We start from the raw sequence: 21854 nt of genomic DNA, 5'->3' as shown, positions 1-21854 counted from the left end.
ACCCAATCGATACGAGCAAATTTCGCAACATGAGCGTGACCGCGGCGGGGCAGTTCCGCCGGCACCTCCCCGCATACCTGGCCGGTGCCGTCGTGCTGGCGGCGTTCCAGTTTGCGATGAACCGCATCGATTGGCTCTCCAAGACGGCCGTCGATCGCATCTTCAGCGACCACCCCGAGGAGGCATGGAAGCCCGCCGTCTTCATGCTCGGCCTCGCGGTGTTCGCCTTCGGCACGCGCGTGGCGAGCCGCTTGTTCGTCTTCAACGCGGGCCGCGACGTCGAGTACGAGTTGCGCGGGCTGCTGCTCGCGCGCCTGCACCGCTTGGGGACGGCCTTCTATCGCCGCATGTCGTCGGGCGAAATCATGAGCCGCTCGACGAACGACTTGGCCCAAGTGCGGCTGCTCTTTGGCTTCGGTGTGCTGAACATGGTCAACGTCGTGTTCGGCTTCGGCAGCGCGCTGCAAGTGCTGATGAGCATCTCGCCCAAGCTCACCTTGGCCACCTTCGTGACCTTTCCGCTGACCGTCGCTTTGACGCGCTCGTTCTCGAGGCGCATCTTCGAGCGCACGCGCGCCAACCAGGCCGCATTGGGCAAGCTCTCCGAGTCCCTGCAGGCGAACCTCGCGGGCGTGCGCGTGGTGCGAAGTTTCGCGCTGGAGACCCGGGAGCTGCACCGCTTCCAAGAAGTGAACCGCCGGTACCTCGATGCGAGCCTCGCCTTGGCGCGCGTGCGCGGCTTGTTCATGCCGTTGCTCGGTGCCGTGAGCGCCGGTGGCTTTCTCGTCTTCTTCTGGTACGGCGGCTCGCTTTTGCTGCGCGGTCCCGCCGCGGGCGGCATCTCCAAGGGCGACTTCTTCGCCTTCCACCTGGCGCTCACCCGCATGTACTGGCCGATGTTCGCCCTCGGCTTCGTGCTCTCGATCGTGCAGCGCGGGCGCGCTTCGTTCGTGCGCCTGAAGGAGATTTTCGACGCCCTTCCCGAGGTGGAAGATGGCCCGCTCCCCGCCCCGAAGGATTCGCGCGGCGACGTGGCCATCAAGGGCCTCTCCTTCGAATATGGCGCGCGCAAGGTGCTCGACGAGGTCAGCTTCGAGGTGCCCGCCGGCAAGAGCATCGCCATCGTGGGGCGAACCGGCTCGGGCAAATCGACCTTGGCCATGCTCCTGGCCCGCCTTCTGCCGACGCCGCGGGGCGCGGTCACCATCGACGGTCACGATGTTTGCGATTTGCCGCTGACCTTCGTGCGCCGCACCGTGGGATATGCGCAGCAGGACGCGTTTTTGTTCTCCACCACGGTGGCGCGCAATATCGCATTTGCCTTGGACGATCCCGATACGCCCGAGGCCATGGAGGCCATTCGCGAGGCCGCGAGCGAGGCGCAGGTGCTCGAGGAGGCGCTGTCCTTGCCGGAGCAGTTCGACACGGTGGTGGGCGAGCGCGGAGTGCAGCTCTCGGGCGGTCAAAAGCAGCGCGTCGCCCTGGCGCGCGCGCTGTCGTGGGGACCGCGCATTCTGGTGCTCGACGATCCGTTGAGCGCCGTCGATGCCAAAACGGAAGCCGCCATTCTGCAGGCCATCGAACGCCAGGCCAAAAAGCGAACCGTCGTGCTCATCACCCACCGCATCGCGGCTGCGTCGCGGTGTGATTCCATCGTGGTCCTGGACCAGGGCCGGGTGGTCGAGCGGGGCACGCACGAACAATTGTTGCGCATGCAAGGGATTTACGCGGCCTTTGCCGAAGAGCAGCGCATGGCGCACGAGCTGGACGAGCTCGATGTCGAGCCTTCCTCGGATGCCGATCGCGTGGAGGTTGCATGAGCGCCCAGGCGACCACCGCGGTGAAGAAGCCGAATCGCGCGGAAGAAAAGCTCCGTGCCTTCCACGAAGAAGACGCCATGGGCAAGGCGTACGACACGCGCCTGGTGCGCCGGCTCGTGCCCTTCGTACGGCCGCACGTGCGCTTTCTGGTGCTTTCGTTCGCGTCGCTGGCCTGTTTGACGGGCTTGAATCTGCTGAAGCCCATCGTCATGGGCGATGTCGTCCGCCGCGCCAATGCGAGCGACGCACAGGGCCTGGTCCGCGACGGCGTTTACCTTTCACTGCTCGTCGTTGGCGGGCAGCTCCTCACGCTGGCGCAGCTTTACACGATGCAGGTCACCGGCGCGCGCGCCATGGCAGACCTGCGGGCGCACATCTTTCTCTTCTTCCAGAGCCTGCAGCTTCGGTTTTTCGACCGCACCCCGGTGGGGCGACTGGTCACGCGTGCGAGCAACGACGTCGATGCCGTGGGCGAGTTGTTCGCCTCGGGCGTCCTCAATGCCGCGGGCGATTTGATTTCGCTGGTGGGCATCGTGGCCATGATGCTCTTGCTCGACTGGCGCCTCTCGCTCATCGCATTTGCGGCGATCCCCATCGTCGGGGCCATCGTTCAATACGTGCGAAAGCGCTCGCGCGAGGCCTTCCGCGACATTCGTGCAAAGACGGCACGGCTCAATGCCTTTCTGAACGAGCAGGTCAATGGCATCTCCGTCGTGCAGGCCTACAGCCGCGAGGACGCGACCGCGGGCGAGTTCGACGCGATCAACCACGCGTACCTCGATGCGAACAAGCGCTCCATCTATTACGAGGCCATGCTCGACGCGGCCATCGAGATGGTCAGCACGTTGTGCATTGCCAGCGTTCTCTGGTGGGCGGGGCTCAAACGCATGGGCGACATCTCCTTTCCGCTGGTGGTGACGTTCACCCAGTACATCAAGCAATTCTTCGAGCCGATTTCGCAGCTTTCGCAGCGCTACACCGTTCTGCAGTCGGCGATGGCCGGTGCGGAGCGCATTTTTCAGCTGCTCGACGAGAAGGACATCGACGGCGTGCTCTCGACGGAGGCCGAGAAAGCCCCGGAGGGCCCGCCCGACGAGGCGCTCGCCTTGTTGGACGTGAACTTCGAGTACAAGCCCGGCGTTCCCGTGTTGAAGGATGTCTCGCTGTCAGCGAAGCGCGGTGAGAAGATTGCGCTGGTGGGCGCAACCGGCGCGGGCAAGAGCACGGTGGCGAGCCTCTTTCTGCGGTTGTACGAGGTGAATAGCGGATTCGCGCGCGTGTTCGGCAAGGACGTGCGCACGTACGATCGGCACGCGCTGCGCGAGCAATTCTCCGTCGTGCCGCAGGACGTGTACCTCTTTACGGGCACCGTGCTCTCGAACATCGCGATGAGCGATCCCACGCCGGATCGCGCAAAGGCCGAGGAGGCGCTTCGCCGCATCGGTGCACTCGAGTTGTTCGAGCGGCGCAATGGGCTGGATGCGGAGGTCGATGAGCGAGGGGCGAACTTCAGCGCGGGCGAGCGCCAGCTCATTGCCTTTGCGCGGGCCGTGTACCGGGACGCACCCATCCTCGTCCTCGACGAAGCGACCGCCAGCGTCGATTCCGACACCGAGGCGCGCCTCCAAGTCGCGCTCGACGCCGTCATGGCCGACCGGACGGCGCTGGTCATTGCGCACCGGCTTTCCACGATCAAAGCCGTGGATCGCATCATCGTCTTCCACAAGGGCCGCATTGCCGAGGCCGGAACCCACGACGAACTGCTCGCCCGCCAAGGGGTTTACGCGCGCCTCTATCGTATGCAATACGCGCACGAACGCGTCGAGGCCGGCGACTCCCTTCCCGGAGGGCTCAAGGAGATTGCTGCGGGGGAATCTCCTCCTTTTTCGCGGCGTTCGGTATAAAAATGAATGTGCGTATCCTGCGTCCCCGTCGTGCGGCCCCGGCCGATGCCGTCCGCCCCACGCGCGCCGAGATCAACTTGGCGGCGCTTCGCCACAATTTGCATGTGGTCGCGCGGCACGCACGCGGTGCGAAGATCTGGGCGGTGCTCAAGGCCGATGGCTATGGCCATGGTGCGCCTGCCGTGGCGCGCACGTTGGAGCGGGCCGGTGCGGATGGCTTCTGCGTAGCCCTTCTCGAGGAGGGCATCGAGCTTCGCGAGGCCGGCATCAATGCGCCCATTCTGGTGATGGGCGGCTATTACGGGTCGGCGCACGGTGAAGTGCTGGCGCGTGGACTCACGCCGGTCGTCTACGATGGCGCGCAGCTCGAGGCGTTTGCGCGCCTCGTTCGGTCGGGTGAGGTCGAAGGACCCGTCGACGTGCACGTGAAGATCGACACCGGCATGGCCCGCCTCGGCGTGACGATGGACGAACTGGGAACCTTCGCCGATAGCCTTCGCCACTATGCGAAGGAGCTGCGCGTGCGGGGGCTCATGACTCACCTGGCGCAGGCCGACGCGCTGTCGGCCGAGGAGACGCGGGAGCAAGTGCGCCTCTTCGACGAGGCCACCGCGGCGCTTCGCGCACGGGGCATCGTTCCCGATGTGCGCCACGCTGCCAACAGTGCGGCCGTCCTGCGCGGCGACGTCGACATCGTCGATGCGCGCTTCGACGCCGTGCGCCCCGGCATTGCGCTGTTCGGCGTTCCGCCTTTGCTCCTTTCGAAAGATGGCGGCGGGAACCCCGTTTCGGACGAATTGCGACCGGTCATGCGCGTCCGCTCGGAAATCGTGGACGTGCGCGAAATCCCCGCCGGTGCCGGCATTGGCTACGGGGCACTCTGGCGGGCACCCGCCAAAGCGCGCATCGCCACCATCGCCATGGGCTACGCCGACGGACTCTCGCGCCAGCTCTCCAACAAGGGCCACGTACTCGTCCGCGGCAAGCGCGCCCCCATCGTCGGTGCCGTCTCCATGGACATGGTCATGATCGACGTTACCGCGCACGAAGGCGTATCCATCCGCGACGAGGTCGTCGTTCTTGGCGCGCAAGAGGGCCCGCTCGGCAAAGACGCCATCTCGGCGCAGGAAATCGCCGGACACGCGGGCACCATCGCCTGGGAGATCCTCACATCGATCTCCCGGCGCGTGCCCCGCTTCTACCGCGAGCCCTAATCGCAGTCGAGGATTTGGACGTCGTACGCAATGGCCGGTGAGACATTGCTCACCTTTACCGAATACGTGTGGCCCTTTTCGGATTTCCATCCATTGGGCACGATGCGAATGGCATATTTGCTTCCGTAGTTCGCGCCGAGCACATTGACGGTGACGGGCTTGTTCGTCGTTCCATCGGTGATGGTCACCTTGCCCTTCGAGAGGTCGATGCTGTCGCTCTGGATGGACCACCCCGTCTTATCGAGCTCGTAGTTGAACGAGGCCTTGAGCGCGCCGGAAGGGAAGGGGCCCGCGGGCGGCCAGGCCACGTACGACTTTCCGGCCTTGCCCGTGCCCCCGATGACGTTCATGCACGAATAGTCGCTCGTCGAGCCAATGCCGATGGGACCGAGGGAGTTCGATAGGATCCATCGGCGGTGGCCAATGGTGGTCTCGTTGCCCGGATCGGACATGTAAAGATCTACGGCGGTCACGGCCGGAGTGGTGGCGATGTTGCTTTGCCCCGCACCGGTTTTTCCATCTTGCGAATAACATTTCCAATTCGTGGGCGGCGAGTGATTGAGCGAATCATTCGCGTCCATCATGATTGCGCATTTCTGGCTTCGCGCATTCTTCGTGGCGTCGAGGGCTACAGCCGGCAATCCCGCCATGGCGCGATAAAGATTTACCAATTTGAGTGCATTGTTCCGGCCCGCTGTCGTCATATCTCCTGCATTGCAGGCCGCCACGTTACCGCTCCACGTTCCTTCGGAGCGATCTTGTCGATCACTGCGCCATCGCGTGCAAACATCCGCTGCGGCCATCGGCGCAACCTGGAGGGGGAGGAGCTCGTCCTCCGTTTCGCTCGAGGATTCTGCCGATTCAGTGGTTGCACACCCGGCAACCAAGAAGACGCTTTGCATGGAAAAGAACAATGCTGCGGCGGACCAACGACGCATGGAACGACCTCTCGAATGGTGAGGGTTAACGATTATGCTTTATCGAGATTTGGGCGGCGGAGCGCCCCAAGACCTGAACATTGAAGGCGGAAGCGTGTAGGTGCCAATGCAAATCATTCACGGAACCAGAATGATTCGCAGATACCGCTATTCGTAATTTGACTCACTCTCGTTGAACGAGATGATCGCTATTGATCCTTCTCGGGGGTTTGGGGCGGCGGAGCCCCCCAATACCTGACGATGTGCACGCAACCTTCTCACTGTGAAGCGGACTGCGCTCACGCCGTCGCAGGCCCGTCACCTGCCCATCACTTGAGTGATGTCATAACGCACCACGTTATTTCCGCGTTGAAGCCGAATTCCAATATCGACTTCACCCGCTAAAATTGACGCAAAGTCAACCTATTTCGATGTCGCCTGCGTGCGCGTGTCGGTTGCCGCAGTGCGCATGAAACCGCGTTGAAATGAAATGCCCTTCACGGGGTGCGTCAGAGGGACTTAGGGCCATACCAGACGAGATAAGCGGAAAGAGTGAGAGAGCCGCATCTTGCCTCTTGCGGAGAGAGACGAAATTGGCGAATAGTGCGCCGTTAATCTTGTCGTGTTTTATCCGCAGCTTGAACTCACGAAGTTCCAACTCGAGAACCGGCGTCATAGTCCAGGTATTCCCGTCACCCTCTCTCCTAGTAGGGCCTCCATCCGGGGCCCATCTGCCGAACGCTCGCACGAGGGCAAGTCGGCTCAACCGCAGTGGCCTGATTACTCAATAGACCCGAACCGACGCGCGCACACGGTTACGGGCAACGGGGAGCAATGAGACTTCGATCTTTACCGAAATGGGCTCTTTCCGTCGGGGCCTTGTCCTCGACGATAGCGATGGTGGCACCCGCGCAGGCTCAGGGCACGGCGGTTCTCACCGGAAAGGTCGTCGACGCTTCGACCAAAAAAGGGGTCGCGGATGTCGTCGTGACCGTAACCTCGCCCGCCCTGCAGGGTGAGCAGATCGTGACGACGGACAAGACGGGTAGCTACCGCATCCCGTCCTTGGCCCCGGGCGTGTACACGCTGCACCTCGATAAAGAGGGGTTCCGAGCGTACCAACGCGACCAGATCCAGCTGCGCGCGGATGCCACCATCCGTCTCGACGCCGACCTCCTACCGGAAGGCCTGAAGGCCGAAGAAGTCGTCATCGTCGCCCACGCGCCGACCGTCGACGTCGGGTCGAGCACCACGGGTGCAAATATCAACAGCGACTTCACTTCCCGTATCCCGGTTACCAACCCGGGGTCGCGCGGCGGTGCGCAGCGCTCCTTCGAGTCCATCGCGGAGGCCACCCCGGGCGCGCAGGCGGACACGTACGGTACGTCGGTCAACGGCAGCACGTCGCCGGAAAACTCGTACTTCATCGACGGCGTTCGCACGAACAGCGCGAAGTTCGGCATCAACGGCTCGCCGCTCTCCATCGAATTCATCAAGGAAGTCAACGTGCTCTCCGGCGGCTACATGCCGGAGTACGGTCGCTCTACGGGCGGTATCCTCAACGTCGTCACCAAGTCCGGTAGCAACGAGTACCACGGCGACGTCTGGGCGAACTGGACCCCCGGAGCCCTCGAGGGCAAGCGCAAGTACCCGTACTTCCTCGGCGAAGCCGTGCAGACCCGCCGCAGCCTCGCCAACATCTGGGACGTCGGCTTCGACCAGAGCGGTCCGATCATCAAGGACAAGCTCTGGTACTACGTGGGTTTCGGTGTTTCGCGCGCGATCTACAACTTGGAGCGCTCGATTTACATGAGCCCCATCGGGGACGACGGCAAGCCGAACTACAAGGTCGAGGGCACGGAAATTCCCGGGACCGGCTCCAAGTATCAGGCCACGCAGACCTCGTACCAAATCTTCGGAAAGCTCGATTTCCGCGTCAATCAGAACAACAAGCTGGCCCTGACCTTCGCGGCCACGCCGACCACCGCCGGCGGCGGCGGCGATTACTCGGTCAACCCGACCACGGGTCTCGTCGAAGGCGCCACGGTGCGCGAATTCAACTTGAACGGCACCTACGGCGCGCAAGCGCGCTCGTACCGTTCCGGCGCATTCGACACCTCGCTCAAGTGGACGTCGGAGTTCGACAACAAGTCGAAGATCCTCGACACGACCATCGGATGGCACCACGAGCTCGGCGGACGCCGCAGCGCGGACGGCTTCCAGGTCGGCAGCGGCCTCGGTTATTCCGCGGTTCCGCAGGTCGTCTACCGGCGCAGCCCCAACCTGCACGGCATCGAGGACTTCGAGCGCGCGCCCGGATGCTCCCGCGTCAACGGCCTACCGACCTGCCCCGTGCAAACGTACACCACGGGTGGTTCGGACCTTCTCGACGAGCAGGTGTTCGACATCTACTCGGCCAAGAGCGTCCTCACGGTTCTCGCCGAGGCGGCAGGTCACCACGTCATCAAGGCGGGTGTCGACTTCGAGCTCCTCACGTCGTGGTGGTCGCGCGGTTACTCCGGCGGCGTTCGCTGGCGTGAGTCCACGAGCGGCAGCCGCTTCGACGCGCAGCGCGGTTACGGTTACGAGTCGGGCCCCGACCAGCCCATCATGCTCGACCGCCTGACCACGCGCACCTACGCGATCAACGCGGGTGGCTTCATCCAAGACAGCTGGCAGATCTTCGACAAGATCACGCTGAACGCGGGCATTCGGTACGACAACCAGTTCATGATCGGCAGCGACAACAAGCTGCTCATGTCCTTGCCGAATCAGATCTCGCCGCGCGTCGGCGTCATCTTCGATCCGACGCAAAAGGGTCGTTCCAAGCTCTTTTTCAACTACGCCCGCTTCTACGAGAGCGTGCCGCTCGACATGCTCGATCGCCAGACCGGTGAGGGCGCGATTGCGCAGTCGGTCAGCTCGTCGAAATGCGATCCGCGCAATCCCGCCCAGGCGAACGGCGTCTGCTTGACGGATACCGCCCGCATCAATTGGCCTGCCACGGGAGCCGGCGGTCCGATCTCCTCGCCCGATCGCAAGTACTCCGGCGTGGGTGGCGGCAAAGTCGTCATCGATCCGGACATCAGCCCGCAGTCCCAGAGCGAGATCGTCGCCGGCGCCGAGTACGAGGTCGTGAAGAACGGCCGCTTCGGTCTGTCGTACACGCGCCGCTGGACGAACAACATCATCGAGGACATGAGCAACGATGAAGGCGCGACGTACTTCATCGGCAACCCCGGCAAAGGCATCGCCAGCGGCTTCCCCGAGGCGACGCGTAACTACGATGCCGGTACCGCGTTCTTTACGAAGAACTTTGCAGACCAGTGGCTCGCCCAAGTGAGCTACACCTTGTCCTGGTTGCGCGGTAACAGCGCGGGTCTCTACGATCCGACCACGGGCCAGCTCGACCCGAACATCAACGCCACCTTCGACTTGAAGTCCCTCTTGGTGAACCAGACCGGCGACCTGCCCGGTGACCGTCGCCATAGCTTCAAGATCTTCGGTGCGAAGGACATCAGCATCACCAAGAGCTCCGTCGTCCAAATCGGCGGCTCGGTGAACGTCCGATCAGGCGGTCCCACGAACTTCCTCGGCGGTAACCTCCTTTATGGTGTCGATACGATCCACATCCTGCCGCGAGGCACCGGTGATCGCCTCCCGTGGAACGGGAATGTAGGCACGCACCTCGGTTATAATGTAAAGTTCGAAAATGGGATGACCCTGGGTCTCACCATGGACATCTTCAACCTCTTGAACTTCCAGACCGAACTGAGTAGGGAGAATCGCTACACCAACCAAGACGTCCTTCCGATCCCGGGTGGAAGTCGCTCTGACTTGGATACCCCCGGCAAGATCCGACGGCAGGATGGTACTGCATTCGATCCCAGCCAAAAAAATCCGAATTTCGGGAACGCCAACATTTATCAAGAGCCGCGGCAGTTCCGCTTCGGCATTCGAGGGAGCTTCTGATGTACGCGTCCATCTTGCAATACGCTCGGTCCTTGCGTGTTTCTCGTCTCGCTGGTGCGGGCATCGCCGCCAGCCTCGCCGTCGTTCTCGGTGCGGCGGGTTGTGATCAGTCGACTCCCCTCTGCCGCACGGGTACGGGCACGTACACCATCAAATACAACCTCGTCGCGGGCTCGGGCGATTGCGCGAACCTCAAGGCTGACATCGTTTACGTGAACTCGTACAACGACGTGGGCGAAGAGGGTAAGCCGGATCTGGAGAAGGTCTCCGCGGCCCTCATGCCGAAGCGATTTGCCGAGTACCTGGACCGCGCGGAGTTCCCTGACCAACTCGCGGCGTGGGGACACTTCACGAACTCGGAGCCGTCGGGCAACGTCTGCAATATCCCGACGCTGACGGAAACGACGAAGGCGTTCCCGGCACTGGACGCCATTGCCGACGATGGCGATTCGCCGTTCGCCGACGACGACAACAACGCCGGCCGCTCGGCGGAAGTTGCGCGGACGGTTAGCTACAAGTGGTCCAATTGGCAGGTGTATTTCACGGCGGCGCACGCGGGCAACGCGTTCGTGATCGACCTCGACTACACCGTCACGAATGAAGGCGGCGCGGCCTCGACGTGCAAGTACCAGGGCGTCGGCTTGCTCTTCGGACAGCGTCCGAGCTGCAGCAAGAACACCAACGCCGATCACGCGAAGCCCGGCAACTACGTGGCCGAAGCGGCGCGTTGCGACTCGGTGGCGCACCCGGACTTGGGCCTCGGCACCGGTTCTGGTGTCGATCCCGAGGCGAACTTCGCATGCGATCCGGAGACGCTGCTCTGCCTCGCGAATGTGAATTTCGGCGGCTTCTGAACTCTGTTTCGTAAGTTTCCAACGAAGGAAGCACTGAGGTTTCGCCCAACTGGTATGCTTCCCCGTCGACTCGGTCGGTTATCGCAATGCAGCATTAAAAAAGCGCGATCGAGTCGACGTATAACTTCGTAGAAACCAATAGATGTTGCGGACTCGTGCTAGACATGTTCCGCGAGGCTGCTAGGGTGGCGCTTCTCTTCGATGTGCCACCCAATGGCAGAGCTTGTCTCTTGGTGAAGTTTTAAGACAAGTAGTCTGATTTGGGGGTGAGTGAGGTGTACGAGCGCGATGTTTGATTCAGTCCTTGGCCGCGGAGCCCAACCCCCCCGAGTTCTCGTTCGGGGTGCACTCGTTTCGATCCTTGTGCACGTCGCGGTACTCGGGCTGGCAATTTTTATCTCGGTGCGCGCGCACCAACAGATTAAGAAGCAGGCGACGGAAGTAAAGTTCGTTGCCCCGCCTCCGCCGCCCCCGCCGCCCCCCGTGGCGACGGCGGTGCCGCGTACGGCCGAAAGGCCGAAGGCGAAAAAAGAGTTCGTCAAGAAAGAGAACACCATCGTCGACTCCAAGGAGGCGCCGAAGGAAGACAACACCGCCAAGGGCGGCAGTGAGTCGGTCGAGGCCACGTGCGGTGTCCCGGGCAAGCCGGCTTGCTGCGGTGGTCCTGGTGAGCCTCCGTGCCGTCATTGCGGTGGCGCGGGTGAGCCCGCGTGCTGCGGTGGCCCCGGTGAGCCGGCTTGCGCGCCGGTCAAAGCGGCGGTTTGCGGCGATCCCGGTATGCCCCCGTGCCCCCCGCAGACCACGGTCATTCCGTTCGGTCCCGGCATGGCGAAGCCCACCATGCTCGCAGGTACGGAGCAGCCGACGCTTCCCCGCGAGGCGTTGGTCGCGAAGGTGGAAGGCCTCATCCTCGTGAAGTGCACCCTCACCAAAGAGGGGACCGTCGAGGACTGCAAGTTCATCAAATCGCTGCCGTACACCGAGGAAGCCATCCTGGCGAACCTCAAGGCGCGCAAGTACACGCCGGTCATGTTCCAGGGGCAGCCCCAGGCCGTCACCTACACGTTCACATTCCGCATTCAAGCTCAATAGCCCGGGTGGACTCTCCACCAGGTTTCACCCGGATCACCGGGGTTTTGTCTCTCCCCAATAAGTTTCACATAGCAGCGCCACACCCAGGGGCGCGCCTCTCGGAGTAAGGAATATGGATTTTTCACTGTACGGGTTGTGGCACAGCATGGGGGCGTTTGCGAAAGGCATCGTCATCACGCTGGCAATCATGAGTTTGGCTTCGCTCCTGGTGGCGGGAGAGCGTCTCATCATCTTCTCGCGCTCGCGCAAAGAGTCGCTCCGGTTCGCCGAGCAGCTGGGTGGCGTGCTGACCTCGGACAGTCTGAGAGAGGCGGCGGCGAAGTCGTTCAAGGGTGATATCGGCTACCTCGGCCGCACGATCGCCTCGGGCCTCAAGGCCTTCAACTCGGGTGGCAGCTCGACGGACGAAGAGAACATCAACCTCACCGAGGAGTCGGTGGCCCGCGCGCTCGAGCGCCAGACGGCCCGTGAGGTGCAGAACCTGAAACGAGGCATTACCGTCCTCGCAACCGTGTCGTCGACGGCACCGTTCGTCGGTCTGCTCGGAACCGTCATGGGTATCGTCAACTCCTTCCAGCAGATGGCTGCGTCGGGCTCCGGTGGTCTCGGCACCGTGTCGGCCGGTATCGCTGAAGCTCTCGTCACCACGGCCTTCGGTCTTCTCGTCGCCATCCCGGCCGTTATGCTCTTCAACTACCTGTCGGGCTGGGTCGATGCCCGCGCGGTCGACCTCGCCGAGTCCTCGAACGAGCTGATGGACCTGGTTGCCCGTTACCACCGCCGCCACCTGCGCACGGCTGCCCAAGCCGCGGAGTAATCCACCATGGCATTCGGTGGAGGCGGTAATAAGGGGGTCAAGAACGAGATCAACGTTACTCCGTTGGTCGACGTCTGCCTCGTGCTTCTCATCATCTTCATGGTCATCACCCCGATGTTGCAGCGCGGTAAGCCGGTCAAACTGCCGTCCGCGCACAAGATCGATGAAGAGAAGTCCACGGACCCCATCGTCGTATCGATGACGCTCCAGAAGGAGTTGTACGTGGAGAGCGACCGCTCGAACGACGCGGATCTCATCGAGAAGGTCAAGACTGCCCTCGAGAAGGAACCCACCCGCAAGGTGCTCTTCAAGGCAGACACGGGCCTTACCGTGGCGGACGTACGCCCCGTCATGAACAATCTGAAGCTCGCTGGTAGCGGTGGCGTGGCTCTCGGCGTCGAGCAGGAGAAGAAGTAATGGCTCGCCACGGAGGAATTCACGGCACCAAGCCGATTCACATTCGCGAGCCCGTAGCCGCGAACAGTGAGATCAACGTCACCCCGTTGGTCGACGTCGTGCTCGTGCTTCTGATCATCTTCATGGTCGTCACCCCGCTGCTCGAGAAAGACATCGCGGTGCGCGTCCCCAACGCGGAGAAGGTGGAGCAACCCACCGAGGTTCCGCCCGACCAGATCATCGTGCACGTGAAGGCCGACGGCAAAGTCGACATCAACGTGCGCGACGTCGAAGACGCCGACTACATCACACAGTTGAAGACGCGTCTCGAACCCCGCGCCACCGCCGACAAGGTCGTCTTCTTCGTTGCCGAAGACGGCGCCAACTACGGCCGCCTGGTGTGGGCCATCGACAGCGCGAAAATCGCGGGCGCCGAGACCATCGGCATCGCGACCGACAAGCTGGACAACTAGCCGCCGCGCCCTTCGAGGGCACCACGGCTGGAACGAGAAAGGAGGCCTTCGGGTCTCCTTTCGTCATTTGGGGGTTCGCGTCAGGCAACCCGCGACCCCCCCGCTGGATCCCTAGTCCTTAAAAGCACGAAGACGGAGCCTTCTTGGGGCTCCGTCTTCGTGATGGTCTACTTGGTCGAACTTCGAACCCGATCAGGGACCGCTGTCGCCAGCATCACCCGCATCGCCGGCGTCCGTGCCGGAGTCGCCCGCGTCGGTTCCACCGTCGCCGGGAACGACTTGTCCGCAATCGGTGAAGTTACCAATGGCGGGCGCCGAGTCCTTGCACACCAAGCCCGCGTAGGGCGCGGCACCAGGTGCGCCGATGGCAAACACGGAGGTGACGGAATTCGCCGCCGCCGTTACGCCTTCGACGGTGAACGCGGCCGCGGATGCACCCGACGGGCGACCGCTGATCGCTTGCGCATTGAGCGGGTCGAATGCGACGTAACCATCGTTCGTCGAAACCGTGCTGCCGAAGGCAACACCCGTTGCTCCCGGGTTGGCACCGACGGTGAAGTCGAACGTGTTCGGTGCGCCTGAGACCGCCCCATTGAAGAAGCGAACATCCGCCTTGGTGGCGTCCAAGGCCGCCAGGTGATCATTCAGCACGGCGACCTGGAGCGCGGAGCCGGTGAACAACGCGGCGATGGTGCGGGTCGTGCCCGGTTGGATCGCAGGGAGCGTCGTGAAGATCGGTGCCGTCCCGGGTAGCGCGGTGTTGCAGTCGGTTCCGGCGCCCGGAACGATGCGGATTTCGACATTGCCGGACGGGATCGCACCCGCGAGCCCGGTGACGTCGAAGTACTTCGTCACGTCCTTGTAGCCGATGCCCTCGGGGATGCCGTTCGGCAAAATCTGGAGGACCGGCCCAACGAACGGAGCGGGGCCCGCATCCGTCGTTCCTGCATCGCCCGCGTCTTCGCCGGCGTCGCCGGGGCCCGCGTCTGCCGCAGCCACGGGGCGGAGGCAAACGTCAATCTTGGTCGTACCGACCGGGGCGAGGTGCGCGAAGCGGACCAGCGCCTTTTGCTCACCAGCGTCCGTGCCCGTGTCCGTGCCGGTGTCGGCGGTGGTCGCGTCCGGGACGTCTTCGGGGTGCAGCAGCGTCTTGTCATCCGGGCAACCAGCGATGACGAAGCCAGCTAGCGCCGCTAGTGGGAAAGCAAACGTGAACCGTCGTAAGCGCATCTTTCTGATCCTCTCTGTCGGCGTGAAGTTGCCCGATTGATGCCGCGTCGTTGCACGAGCGGATAATCGGCGCAAGAGTCGATCAAAGCTTCTGTTTTCTCAAGGAATAATCGCAGGTCCGCGCACTTCTCTGCATGGAATGCGCATATGCCTGAGGTGTGACTTTTCGCACGCTCGCTGGTGAGGGGGCGTGTTCCGGAAAAAAGATCTTGCCTGAGTGCGCGGGATGATGCACATAAACGCGCGTTAGGAATTATCTGTCGGGCTTCCTCCCTGAGGAATCTCGGCGGCGCGAAACTTTTGCCCACCTTGGGTGACGCGCTTGATAAATATCACCCTAAGCCGTTGGGTCCTCTGTGGGTCCTCGAGCTGAAAAGCTCGGTTCACACGCACCCGATGGCCTCCTGGTAAACCTTACCTGGAGGCCTTCGCGTTTCTGGAGGACAAGTCAGGCAGGTCGGTGGGCGAAAGGCCGACCGACATGACCTCGCAGCTCGAAAAGCACCACGACATCGCCACCGTCGCCATCCACGGAGGTGAAGAGCGTGGGAAAGCGCACGATGCGGTGACGACGCCCATCGTATGCACGGCGACGTACACCTTTTCCTCGACGGACGCTCTGCGTGACCACTTCGAGGGGCGCATCGAGCGCGAGGAATACGGCCGCTACGGGAACCCAACCGTGCGCGCTGCCGAGCGCAAGCTCGCCGCCCTCGATGGGGCCGAGGACTGTGCACTCTTCGCCAGCGGGATGGCCGCGCTGACGACGACCCTGCTTGCGATGCTCAAGAGCGGGGAACACGTGGTGCTCACCGCGGACGTCTACCGTCGCACGCGGCAGTTCGTGGGCACCTTTCTCGCGAAGTTCGGCATCGAGTCCACGCTGGTCCCGCCGGGCGATCTCGAAGCCTGTAAGGCTGCCATCATCCCGGGCAAAACGAAGCTCCTCATCACGGAGTCGCCGACCAACCCGTACCTGCGCCTTGCGGACATCCCGCGCCTTGCCGAGTTGAAGAAGACCACGGGTGCGCGGGGTCTCAAGCTCCTCGTCGACTCGACCTTCGCCACCCCGATCAACCAGCGGCCCATCGAGCTCGGTGCCGACCTCGTCGTGCACTCGTGCACCAAGTACCTCGGCGGGCACAACGATCTGCTCGCCGGCTCCGTCGCCGGGTCCGAGGCGCTCGTCAGCGCGCTGCGGGACACGCGCGGGGTGCTCGGTGGCGTGCTCGACCCGCATGCGGCGTACCTGCTTCTGCGCGGCGTCAAGACGCTCGCCCTGCGCGTGGAGCGGCAGAATCAAACGGCCCTGCGCGTGGCGCAGTGGCTCGAGGCGCATCCTGGCATCGAGCGCGTCTTCTACCCGGGGCTTCCCAGTCATCCCGATGCGGCGATCGCAAACCAGCTGCGCGGACACGGCGGCGTCATCAGCTTCCTCGTGCGCGGCGATCTGGATACGACCTCGCGCTTCATCGATGCGTGCAAGCTCGCCACCATCGCCCCGTCGCTCGGCGGCGTGGAGACGCTCATCGAGCAGCCCGCGCTCATGTCGCACTACGAGCTCACCACCGAGGAGCGTCTGAAGATCGGCATCCGCGAAAACCTGGTGCGCCTCTCCGTGGGCCTCGAGGACGCGGACGACCTCATCGTCGACTTTTCACGCGCGCTCGAAAGCATCGCGCATTCGCAGTCATCCGAGTCGCCCGAGTCGCCCGAGTCGGAGGACGAGCGCGACACCATTCGCCTCCCCAAAGCCAAGAACGTGTCCGCTGCTGCGAAAGACGAGGCCGTGTCCCATGTCCGTTGAGTCGGTGGTTCAATTGTCCTGGTCCCGCCCCATCTCCGCTCCGCCGCGCATCGATCGCGTCTCCCTTTTCGTGCTCGGCAAGGGCACCGTGGCCAGCTCGCTCCTCACGCAGCTTGGCGACAACAAAGGCCGCTTCGTCGAGCGTGAAGGCCTTTCCCTCGAGGTCGCAGGTCTCTGTGACCGGCAAGCGGGCCTCTTCGTCGCGTCCCCCGGCGGTCTCGATCTCCAAACGTGGCGCAACGAGCTCGGTGCGGCGCCGGCTGCCGATCCGCGCGAGCGTCGCCCCTTCCTCGATGGCCTCACGCGCCTCGGTGCACGGGCTTCCGTTCTCGTCGACTGCACGGCGGCCGACGGCATGGAGAAGGTCTACGAGCAGGCGCTGCTCCGCGGCATCCACGTCGTGACCGCGAACAAGAAGCCGTTTTCCGGTTCGCTTCCCGCCTTTCGCCGTCTGGCCACCACGGCGCGTCGGTGCCGTCGCGCCCTTCGTTACGAGACCACCGTCGGGGCAAGCCTGCCGGTCGTCGAGACGCTGAAAGATCTCGTGCGCACCGGTGACCGCGTCGACCTCATCGAGGGCTCGTTTTCCGGGACACTCGGTTACCTCTCCAATGAGCTCCTCGCCGGTGTCCCGTTTTCGCGTGCGCTGAACGTCGCACGCGAGCGCGGGTACCTCGAGCCGCGCCCGCAGGACGATCTTTCCGGCATCGATGTCGCCCGCAAGGCGGTCATCTTGGCGCGCGAAATCGGCCTCAACCTGGGGCTCGAAGATGTCGCGCTCACGCCGTTCGTTCCGCGCGAGCTCCTCGCGGTCGACTCCGCGGCAAGCTTCTTCGAGGCCGCTCCGGCCTACGACGCCGAGATTGCGAAGACGGTGAAGCGCGCGCAACTCGAGGGCAAAGTGCTGCGTTACCTTGCGCGCATCGATCCCGTGCAGCGCCGCATCGACGTGGGGCCGGTGGCGGTGGACGTGCACCATCCGGCGGCGCGCCTTCGCGGTGCGGGGTCGTTCGTGGCGTTCACCACGGAGCGTTACCCCGAGCCGCTGGTGGTGCAAGGTGCCGGCGCGGGTGGAGCGCTCACGGCAGCCGGCGTACTCGCGGATATTCTCGCCATTGCGCGGAAGATCTGAGTAGCCTTCGTCCACCATGACATCGTCCGCGAACGAACAATTGGTGGATGGCTTTTACCGTGCACTGGCCAAGCGCGATTGGGAAACGATGGTGGCGGCCTACCATCCCGACGTGCACTTCACCGATCCCGTGTTCGACTTGCGCGGTGCTCGCGCGGCGGGCATGTGGCGCATGCTCTGCGAAAGCGCGAAGGACATCAGCGTGGTGCACAGCGGCGTTCGTGCGACCGAGCACGAAGGCGCTGCGCATTGGGAGGCGACGTACACGTTTTCGCTGACGGGACGTCGCGTTCTCAATGTCATCGACGCGCGCTTCGAGTTCCGCGACGGAAAGATCCTGCGCCACGTCGATACGTTCGATTTCTGGAAGTGGGCGGGACAAGCGCTCGGGCCAACGGGGAAGCTTCTCGGCTGGACACCGTTCGTGCGCGGCAAGGTTCGACGCACCGCGAACGGACGCCTCGAGAAGTTCCTCTCGCGCTAACGCGTTCTCGCGCTAACTCGTCGCGTTATCGAAATAGTGAAGCTCAAGTAGAGCTTGGCTCGAGCCATCTGAATACACTGCGTGTAAACATTTGCTCTGCACACGCGGAGGTGTTTCATGCGCACGTGCTTCGCACTGGCCACGTTGGGCACGCTCACGGCTGTGGGCTGCGTGGACTTCAACACGACGCGGGCGACGCCGCCGAGGGGCACGGTGGGGGAGGAGCTCTATGGGCTCCTTTGCGATCGCGTGGCCGCGCAAGCGATACGCGAGGACATGACCGGCGCCTCGTTCGCGGGGGTCTGCCACAAACGCGCGGACGGCACCTACGCCGACGCGGTGGATACGAGCAAACTGCCGCCGATCGACGATGCGGCCGTGCGCGCGCGGCAGCTTGCGCGTGTGCATGCGATGGTTCGACGGCGCGCGTCGCTCATTGGGGCGTTCGATGCGACGTTTCACGATGTCCGCGTGCCCGTGGTCGACGAGAAGAACGCGGATCCAAAGCGCACGTGTGAGCGTCTCGACGACGCGGCCATCGGCGATCGCGGCAAGCTCACGCAGCAGCTCTCCGACATGCTGGGCAAACTCATCGAGCTGTACACCGATGGGACCATTCCGCGGACGACGCAGGCGATGGCCGGCATCATGAACGACGTGGGCGCCGCCGACGAAACGCGCGCCGCGCTCGCGCGCTTTCAGGAGCGGCGCGGGTACAAGCCCGAGCCGGTCGCGATGGGCGCTGCGCGCGCCTTCATCGGGTATCCAAGGTTGCGCGATCTGGCGAATGCCTCGCTGCGGCTCTTGTCGCACGACTCGGATCCTTACGCGGCGGATCCTCCGCGCGATGGCGACGGAAAGCGCGTCGCCGTGCCGGGACCCGCGCATGCGTCGTTCGCGAAGCTGCTCGAGGTCGCGCACGAGGAGCTTCGCACTTTCGCGCCGGATCCGACCCCGCCGGTGCTTTCATCGCGCATCGATGCCGCGGGGAGGCCACTTCTCTCGCGCCCGCGCACGACCCTGGAGGTGGTGCAGCGGCTCGTGCAAATGCAAGACCCCGTGTACGCGCAAGGTGATGCGCCGCTCTATCTGGTGCTGCGCGATACGGGCGGCAACGCGCAGGTTCTCTCCGCCGAACGCACGGCGGCGCCATCCCCGTTCCCTTCGGTGGACGGGGGCGAGGCGGCAGCGCGCGATGCGTTCGGGCGGGCGCTCACGGCAAAGGGAGGCACGCCGCTCTATGCGACCATCGATACGTCGCGCACATTTTCCAATGCGCTGATGAAGAACCTGCCGCCGCTCTTGAACGCGCAGCACGGCGCGTTGATGGACACGCTCGGCGGGCTCGAGGTGCTCTTCGGCGCGCGCGATGGCGCGTACACCTCCAAGCGGGGCTACGGGCCCGTGCTCGTGAGCTACGATTCTTACCGCAGCGAGAAATCGCCGCTGCTCGATCTGGTGTGGGCGCTCGGCGCGATCCTCGGAGACCCATTGGGGGACGACCTGCTTGCGCTGGTGCAGAAGCTCGTCGATGAGCATCTCGCGGAGCTGGCGCGCACCACCAACACGGCGCTCGCGGCGGATGCCATGGCCGATCGGCACCCCGAGGCACGGCTTCCGCGAACATCGACCCTGTGGGACGACGTGGTGGACGTCTTGGTCGAGATTCAGAAGGTGCCCGGGCTCCTGGAAGGGCTTCTCGAGGCGCTTTCCCAAGACGACACCGCGGCGCTCGGGGACACGTTTGCAAACTACATGAAGTACACGGACATGGTCTCTTACGACAGAGACCACATCAATGCCTCCACCTACAACGGCGGGATGCCGTACAACCTGACGACCCATGCTGCGGAGGCGCCGCGAACGCCGGTCGATCGTTCGCAGCCCGACGCGGGCGACAACCGGAGCCTTTTTCAGCGCATCGGGCAGCTGGTGGCGGATGCCGATGGCGTGGCCGTTTGCAACAAAGCCAACGGTGTTCTGCACGCGACCGTGCTCGGGCTCGACGTGCCCATCCCGACGGGGGCCGAGTGCTCCTTTGCGAAGATCGACAATTTGGCCATCGCGTTTGCGCAGGCCATCGTGGGCAAGGCGTACCTTCATGTGCGAAACGATGCGGCACGCGCGTTGGCGAATGTGCAGCTCATCGAGACTTCGAGCGGGCTGACGGGCTTTTGGGATGGGCCCTCGAGCAAGACGTTGCGTCCTCGGCCCGAGTTTGCGACGCGTCTCGTGTTCTGGGATCGCCATGACACGAAGAACGCGAAGACGACGCGCTTCGTGAACGATCTGTTCGACGTGGCCGGTACGTCGCGGTGTCCCGAGCGGCTCATCGAGGATCCGTGCAACGACAAGAACAAGGGCAGCAACGGCTGCGGCAGTGCGCCGGCGAGCGAGCTCGAAGTGGCGCCGGACGGCAAGGTTCATGGCCTGCGCCAGTGCGTGCCGGGTGAGACGTTGCTCGATCAAGACGACAACACGCTCTTTCTGGCCGAGCATTTCGGCTTCTACCCCCGCGTCCGTGGCTTCGTCGCGCCCTTCGTCGAGGCGCACCGTGAGGACCTTTTCGTCCGCCTCATCAAAACGTTCCATCGCCATTGGTCGAGCGCGGGTGATGGAACCTCCTCCTACGAGCCGCTGCTCATCGAGATGCTTCCGAGCGATCTGCTCCCCGCTGCGCGCGACATGATCCGCACGTTGAAAAAGGTCAACGTCGCACGCTGCACGTCGCACGCGTGCACGGCGAGTACGACGGTATCCGGCGTGGCGCTGTTGGCCGATGGTCTGCGGGCGCTTCTCGATCCGGCGCACGCCAACGCGCTCGGCATCAAGAACCGCGATGGGAGCACCACCGGCTTGCGCAACGATGGAACGCGCACGCCGCAAGTCACCGAGCTTTATCTGCTCTTGCAGGCGCTCAACGGCTTCGATGACGCGTTCACGGCCTGGGGCGCGACGCATCCGGGCGATGATCGGCTCGTCGCATGGCGCCGTGCGCGATCGCAGCTCGTGGACCAGTTTCTCACGGCGACCCCGTCCGCGTTTCGCAACGAGGTGACGCCGGTGCTCTTGCGGCAGGTGCTGCAGCTTTTCCGCGAGCAGCGCCTGGCGCACTGTCCCGAGGGCACGTGCGCGTGGGCTCGCCAGGAGATCGTGCGCAATCTGGGAGCGACCACCAGCGGGCCGCTCTTCGCGTCCCTCATCGACGTGCTTTCGGCCATCCGCAACGATCCGGCCGGCCGTGCGGAGCTCGAGAAGTTGCTCCTTTACTTGACCGATCCTGCATCGCCCAACGCTGCGCGCAGCACCATGCTCACCAGCCTGGTCGACTTTCCGCAGATCCTCGCGGACGACGGACTTGCGCCGCTCATTCGCACCATGTCGACGACCACGAACGCGGTCGATGCGGTCACCGCGCTTCTCGCGCGTCTGAGCGGTCGTGCCTTCGACCGCAACGGTGTGGAGAACTGCGGACGCGAGTTGGACCCGAACCAAGTGCTCACCATGGCCTTGCAAAACCTGGTGACGCCCATCGCCGGTCGCCCTCTCGAGACGCCTTTGGACGTGATCCTCGACACGATTAGCGAGGTGAATCGCTCGGATCCTGACGACACCTCCAACCTTCGCCAAGACGATTACGCGAGCATCACCCGCAACGTGAGCGAGTTTCTGCTCGACCCCCAGCGAGGCCTGGAGCAATTTTACGAGATCGTGCGAAACGGCGTGAAATCCAATTGAAGCC

The 21854-nt window shown here is 63.8% G+C and carries 15 protein-coding genes; 13 read left to right on the top strand and 2 right to left on the bottom strand.

Going from position 1 to position 21854, the window contains the following annotated elements:
* Positions 1-29 precede the first annotated feature (29 nt).
* The 3 genes from LZC95_36650 to alr are packed head-to-tail and all read left to right on the top strand — an operon-like array spanning position 30 to position 4938.
* On the top strand, positions 30-1820 hold the full coding sequence (locus LZC95_36650; protein ID WXA91968.1) for an ABC transporter ATP-binding protein/permease: 1791 nt from the start codon (positions 30-32) through the stop codon (positions 1818-1820).
* Complete coding sequence (locus LZC95_36645; GenBank protein ID WXA91967.1) at positions 1817-3724, top strand: ABC transporter ATP-binding protein/permease; 1908 nt, start codon at positions 1817-1819, stop codon at positions 3722-3724. The genes LZC95_36650 and LZC95_36645 overlap by 4 nt, the downstream gene beginning before the upstream one ends.
* Before the next feature lie 2 nt (positions 3725-3726).
* Positions 3727-4938, top strand: coding sequence for an alanine racemase (alr, locus tag LZC95_36640; GenBank protein ID WXA91966.1), 1212 nt, complete (start codon positions 3727-3729; stop codon positions 4936-4938).
* Here the strand turns inward: alr and LZC95_36635 are convergent.
* A complete protein-coding gene (locus LZC95_36635; protein ID WXA91965.1) occupies positions 4935-5588 on the bottom strand; it encodes a CAP domain-containing protein in 654 nt (217 codons plus the stop codon). The two genes, alr and LZC95_36635, sit on opposite strands and share 4 nt — an antisense overlap.
* A 1146-nt stretch (positions 5589-6734) precedes the next feature.
* Between LZC95_36635 and LZC95_36630 the strand changes: the two genes are divergently transcribed.
* From LZC95_36630 to LZC95_36605, 6 genes are all read left to right on the top strand, one after another.
* Positions 6735-9827 (top strand): TonB-dependent receptor, encoded by a 3093-nt coding sequence (locus LZC95_36630; protein WXA91964.1) that lies wholly within the window; start codon positions 6735-6737, stop codon positions 9825-9827.
* Positions 9827-10681 carry a hypothetical protein gene (locus tag LZC95_36625; GenBank protein ID WXA91963.1) on the top strand — a complete coding sequence of 285 codons (855 nt, stop codon included), beginning with the start codon at positions 9827-9829 and terminating at the stop codon, positions 10679-10681. The genes LZC95_36630 and LZC95_36625 overlap by 1 nt, the downstream gene beginning before the upstream one ends.
* Positions 10682-11083: 402 nt before the next feature.
* Positions 11084-11773, top strand: a complete 690-nt coding sequence (locus LZC95_36620) for an energy transducer TonB (GenBank protein ID WXA91962.1) — start codon at positions 11084-11086, stop codon at positions 11771-11773.
* Positions 11774-11885: 112 nt separating this feature from the next.
* Complete coding sequence (locus LZC95_36615; GenBank protein ID WXA91961.1) at positions 11886-12590, top strand: MotA/TolQ/ExbB proton channel family protein; 705 nt, start codon at positions 11886-11888, stop codon at positions 12588-12590.
* 6 nt (positions 12591-12596) lie between these two features.
* Positions 12597-13007: a biopolymer transporter ExbD gene (locus LZC95_36610; GenBank protein WXA91960.1), complete on the top strand. Its 411-nt coding sequence runs from the start codon at positions 12597-12599 to the stop codon at positions 13005-13007.
* Positions 13007-13459: a biopolymer transporter ExbD gene (locus LZC95_36605; GenBank protein ID WXA91959.1), complete on the top strand. Its 453-nt coding sequence runs from the start codon at positions 13007-13009 to the stop codon at positions 13457-13459. Before LZC95_36610 ends, LZC95_36605 begins: the two co-directional genes overlap by 1 nt.
* 192 nt (positions 13460-13651) lie before the next feature.
* Here the strand turns inward: LZC95_36605 and LZC95_36600 are convergent, their stop codons facing one another.
* On the bottom strand, positions 13652-14689 hold the full coding sequence (locus LZC95_36600; protein WXA91958.1) for a hypothetical protein: 1038 nt from the start codon (positions 14687-14689) through the stop codon (positions 13652-13654).
* A 481-nt stretch (positions 14690-15170) separates the two neighbouring features.
* On the opposite strand from LZC95_36600, the gene LZC95_36595 reads away from it, so the two are divergent.
* The 4 genes from LZC95_36595 (at position 15171) to LZC95_36580 (ending at position 21850) form a co-directional block, all read left to right on the top strand.
* A complete protein-coding gene (locus LZC95_36595; GenBank protein WXA91957.1) occupies positions 15171-16496 on the top strand; it encodes an aminotransferase class I/II-fold pyridoxal phosphate-dependent enzyme in 1326 nt (441 codons plus the stop codon).
* A complete protein-coding gene (locus tag LZC95_36590; GenBank protein WXA91956.1) occupies positions 16486-17628 on the top strand; it encodes a hypothetical protein in 1143 nt (380 codons plus the stop codon). The genes LZC95_36595 and LZC95_36590 overlap by 11 nt, the downstream gene beginning before the upstream one ends.
* Before the next feature lie 16 nt (positions 17629-17644).
* Positions 17645-18112 carry a nuclear transport factor 2 family protein gene (locus LZC95_36585; GenBank protein ID WXA91955.1) on the top strand — a complete coding sequence of 156 codons (468 nt, stop codon included), beginning with the start codon at positions 17645-17647 and terminating at the stop codon, positions 18110-18112.
* A gap of 117 nt (positions 18113-18229) precedes the next feature.
* On the top strand, positions 18230-21850 hold the full coding sequence (locus LZC95_36580; protein ID WXA91954.1) for a hypothetical protein: 3621 nt from the start codon (positions 18230-18232) through the stop codon (positions 21848-21850).
* The last annotated feature ends 4 nt before the right edge of the window (positions 21851-21854 follow it).

This window comes from Sorangiineae bacterium MSr12523 (assembly GCA_037157775.1).
Taxonomy (GTDB): domain Bacteria; phylum Myxococcota_A; class Polyangia; order Polyangiales; family Polyangiaceae; genus Pendulispora; species Pendulispora brunnea.
The sequence above is the reverse complement of the archived record's forward strand: the minus strand, read 5'-3'. Positions and strand labels throughout refer to the sequence as shown.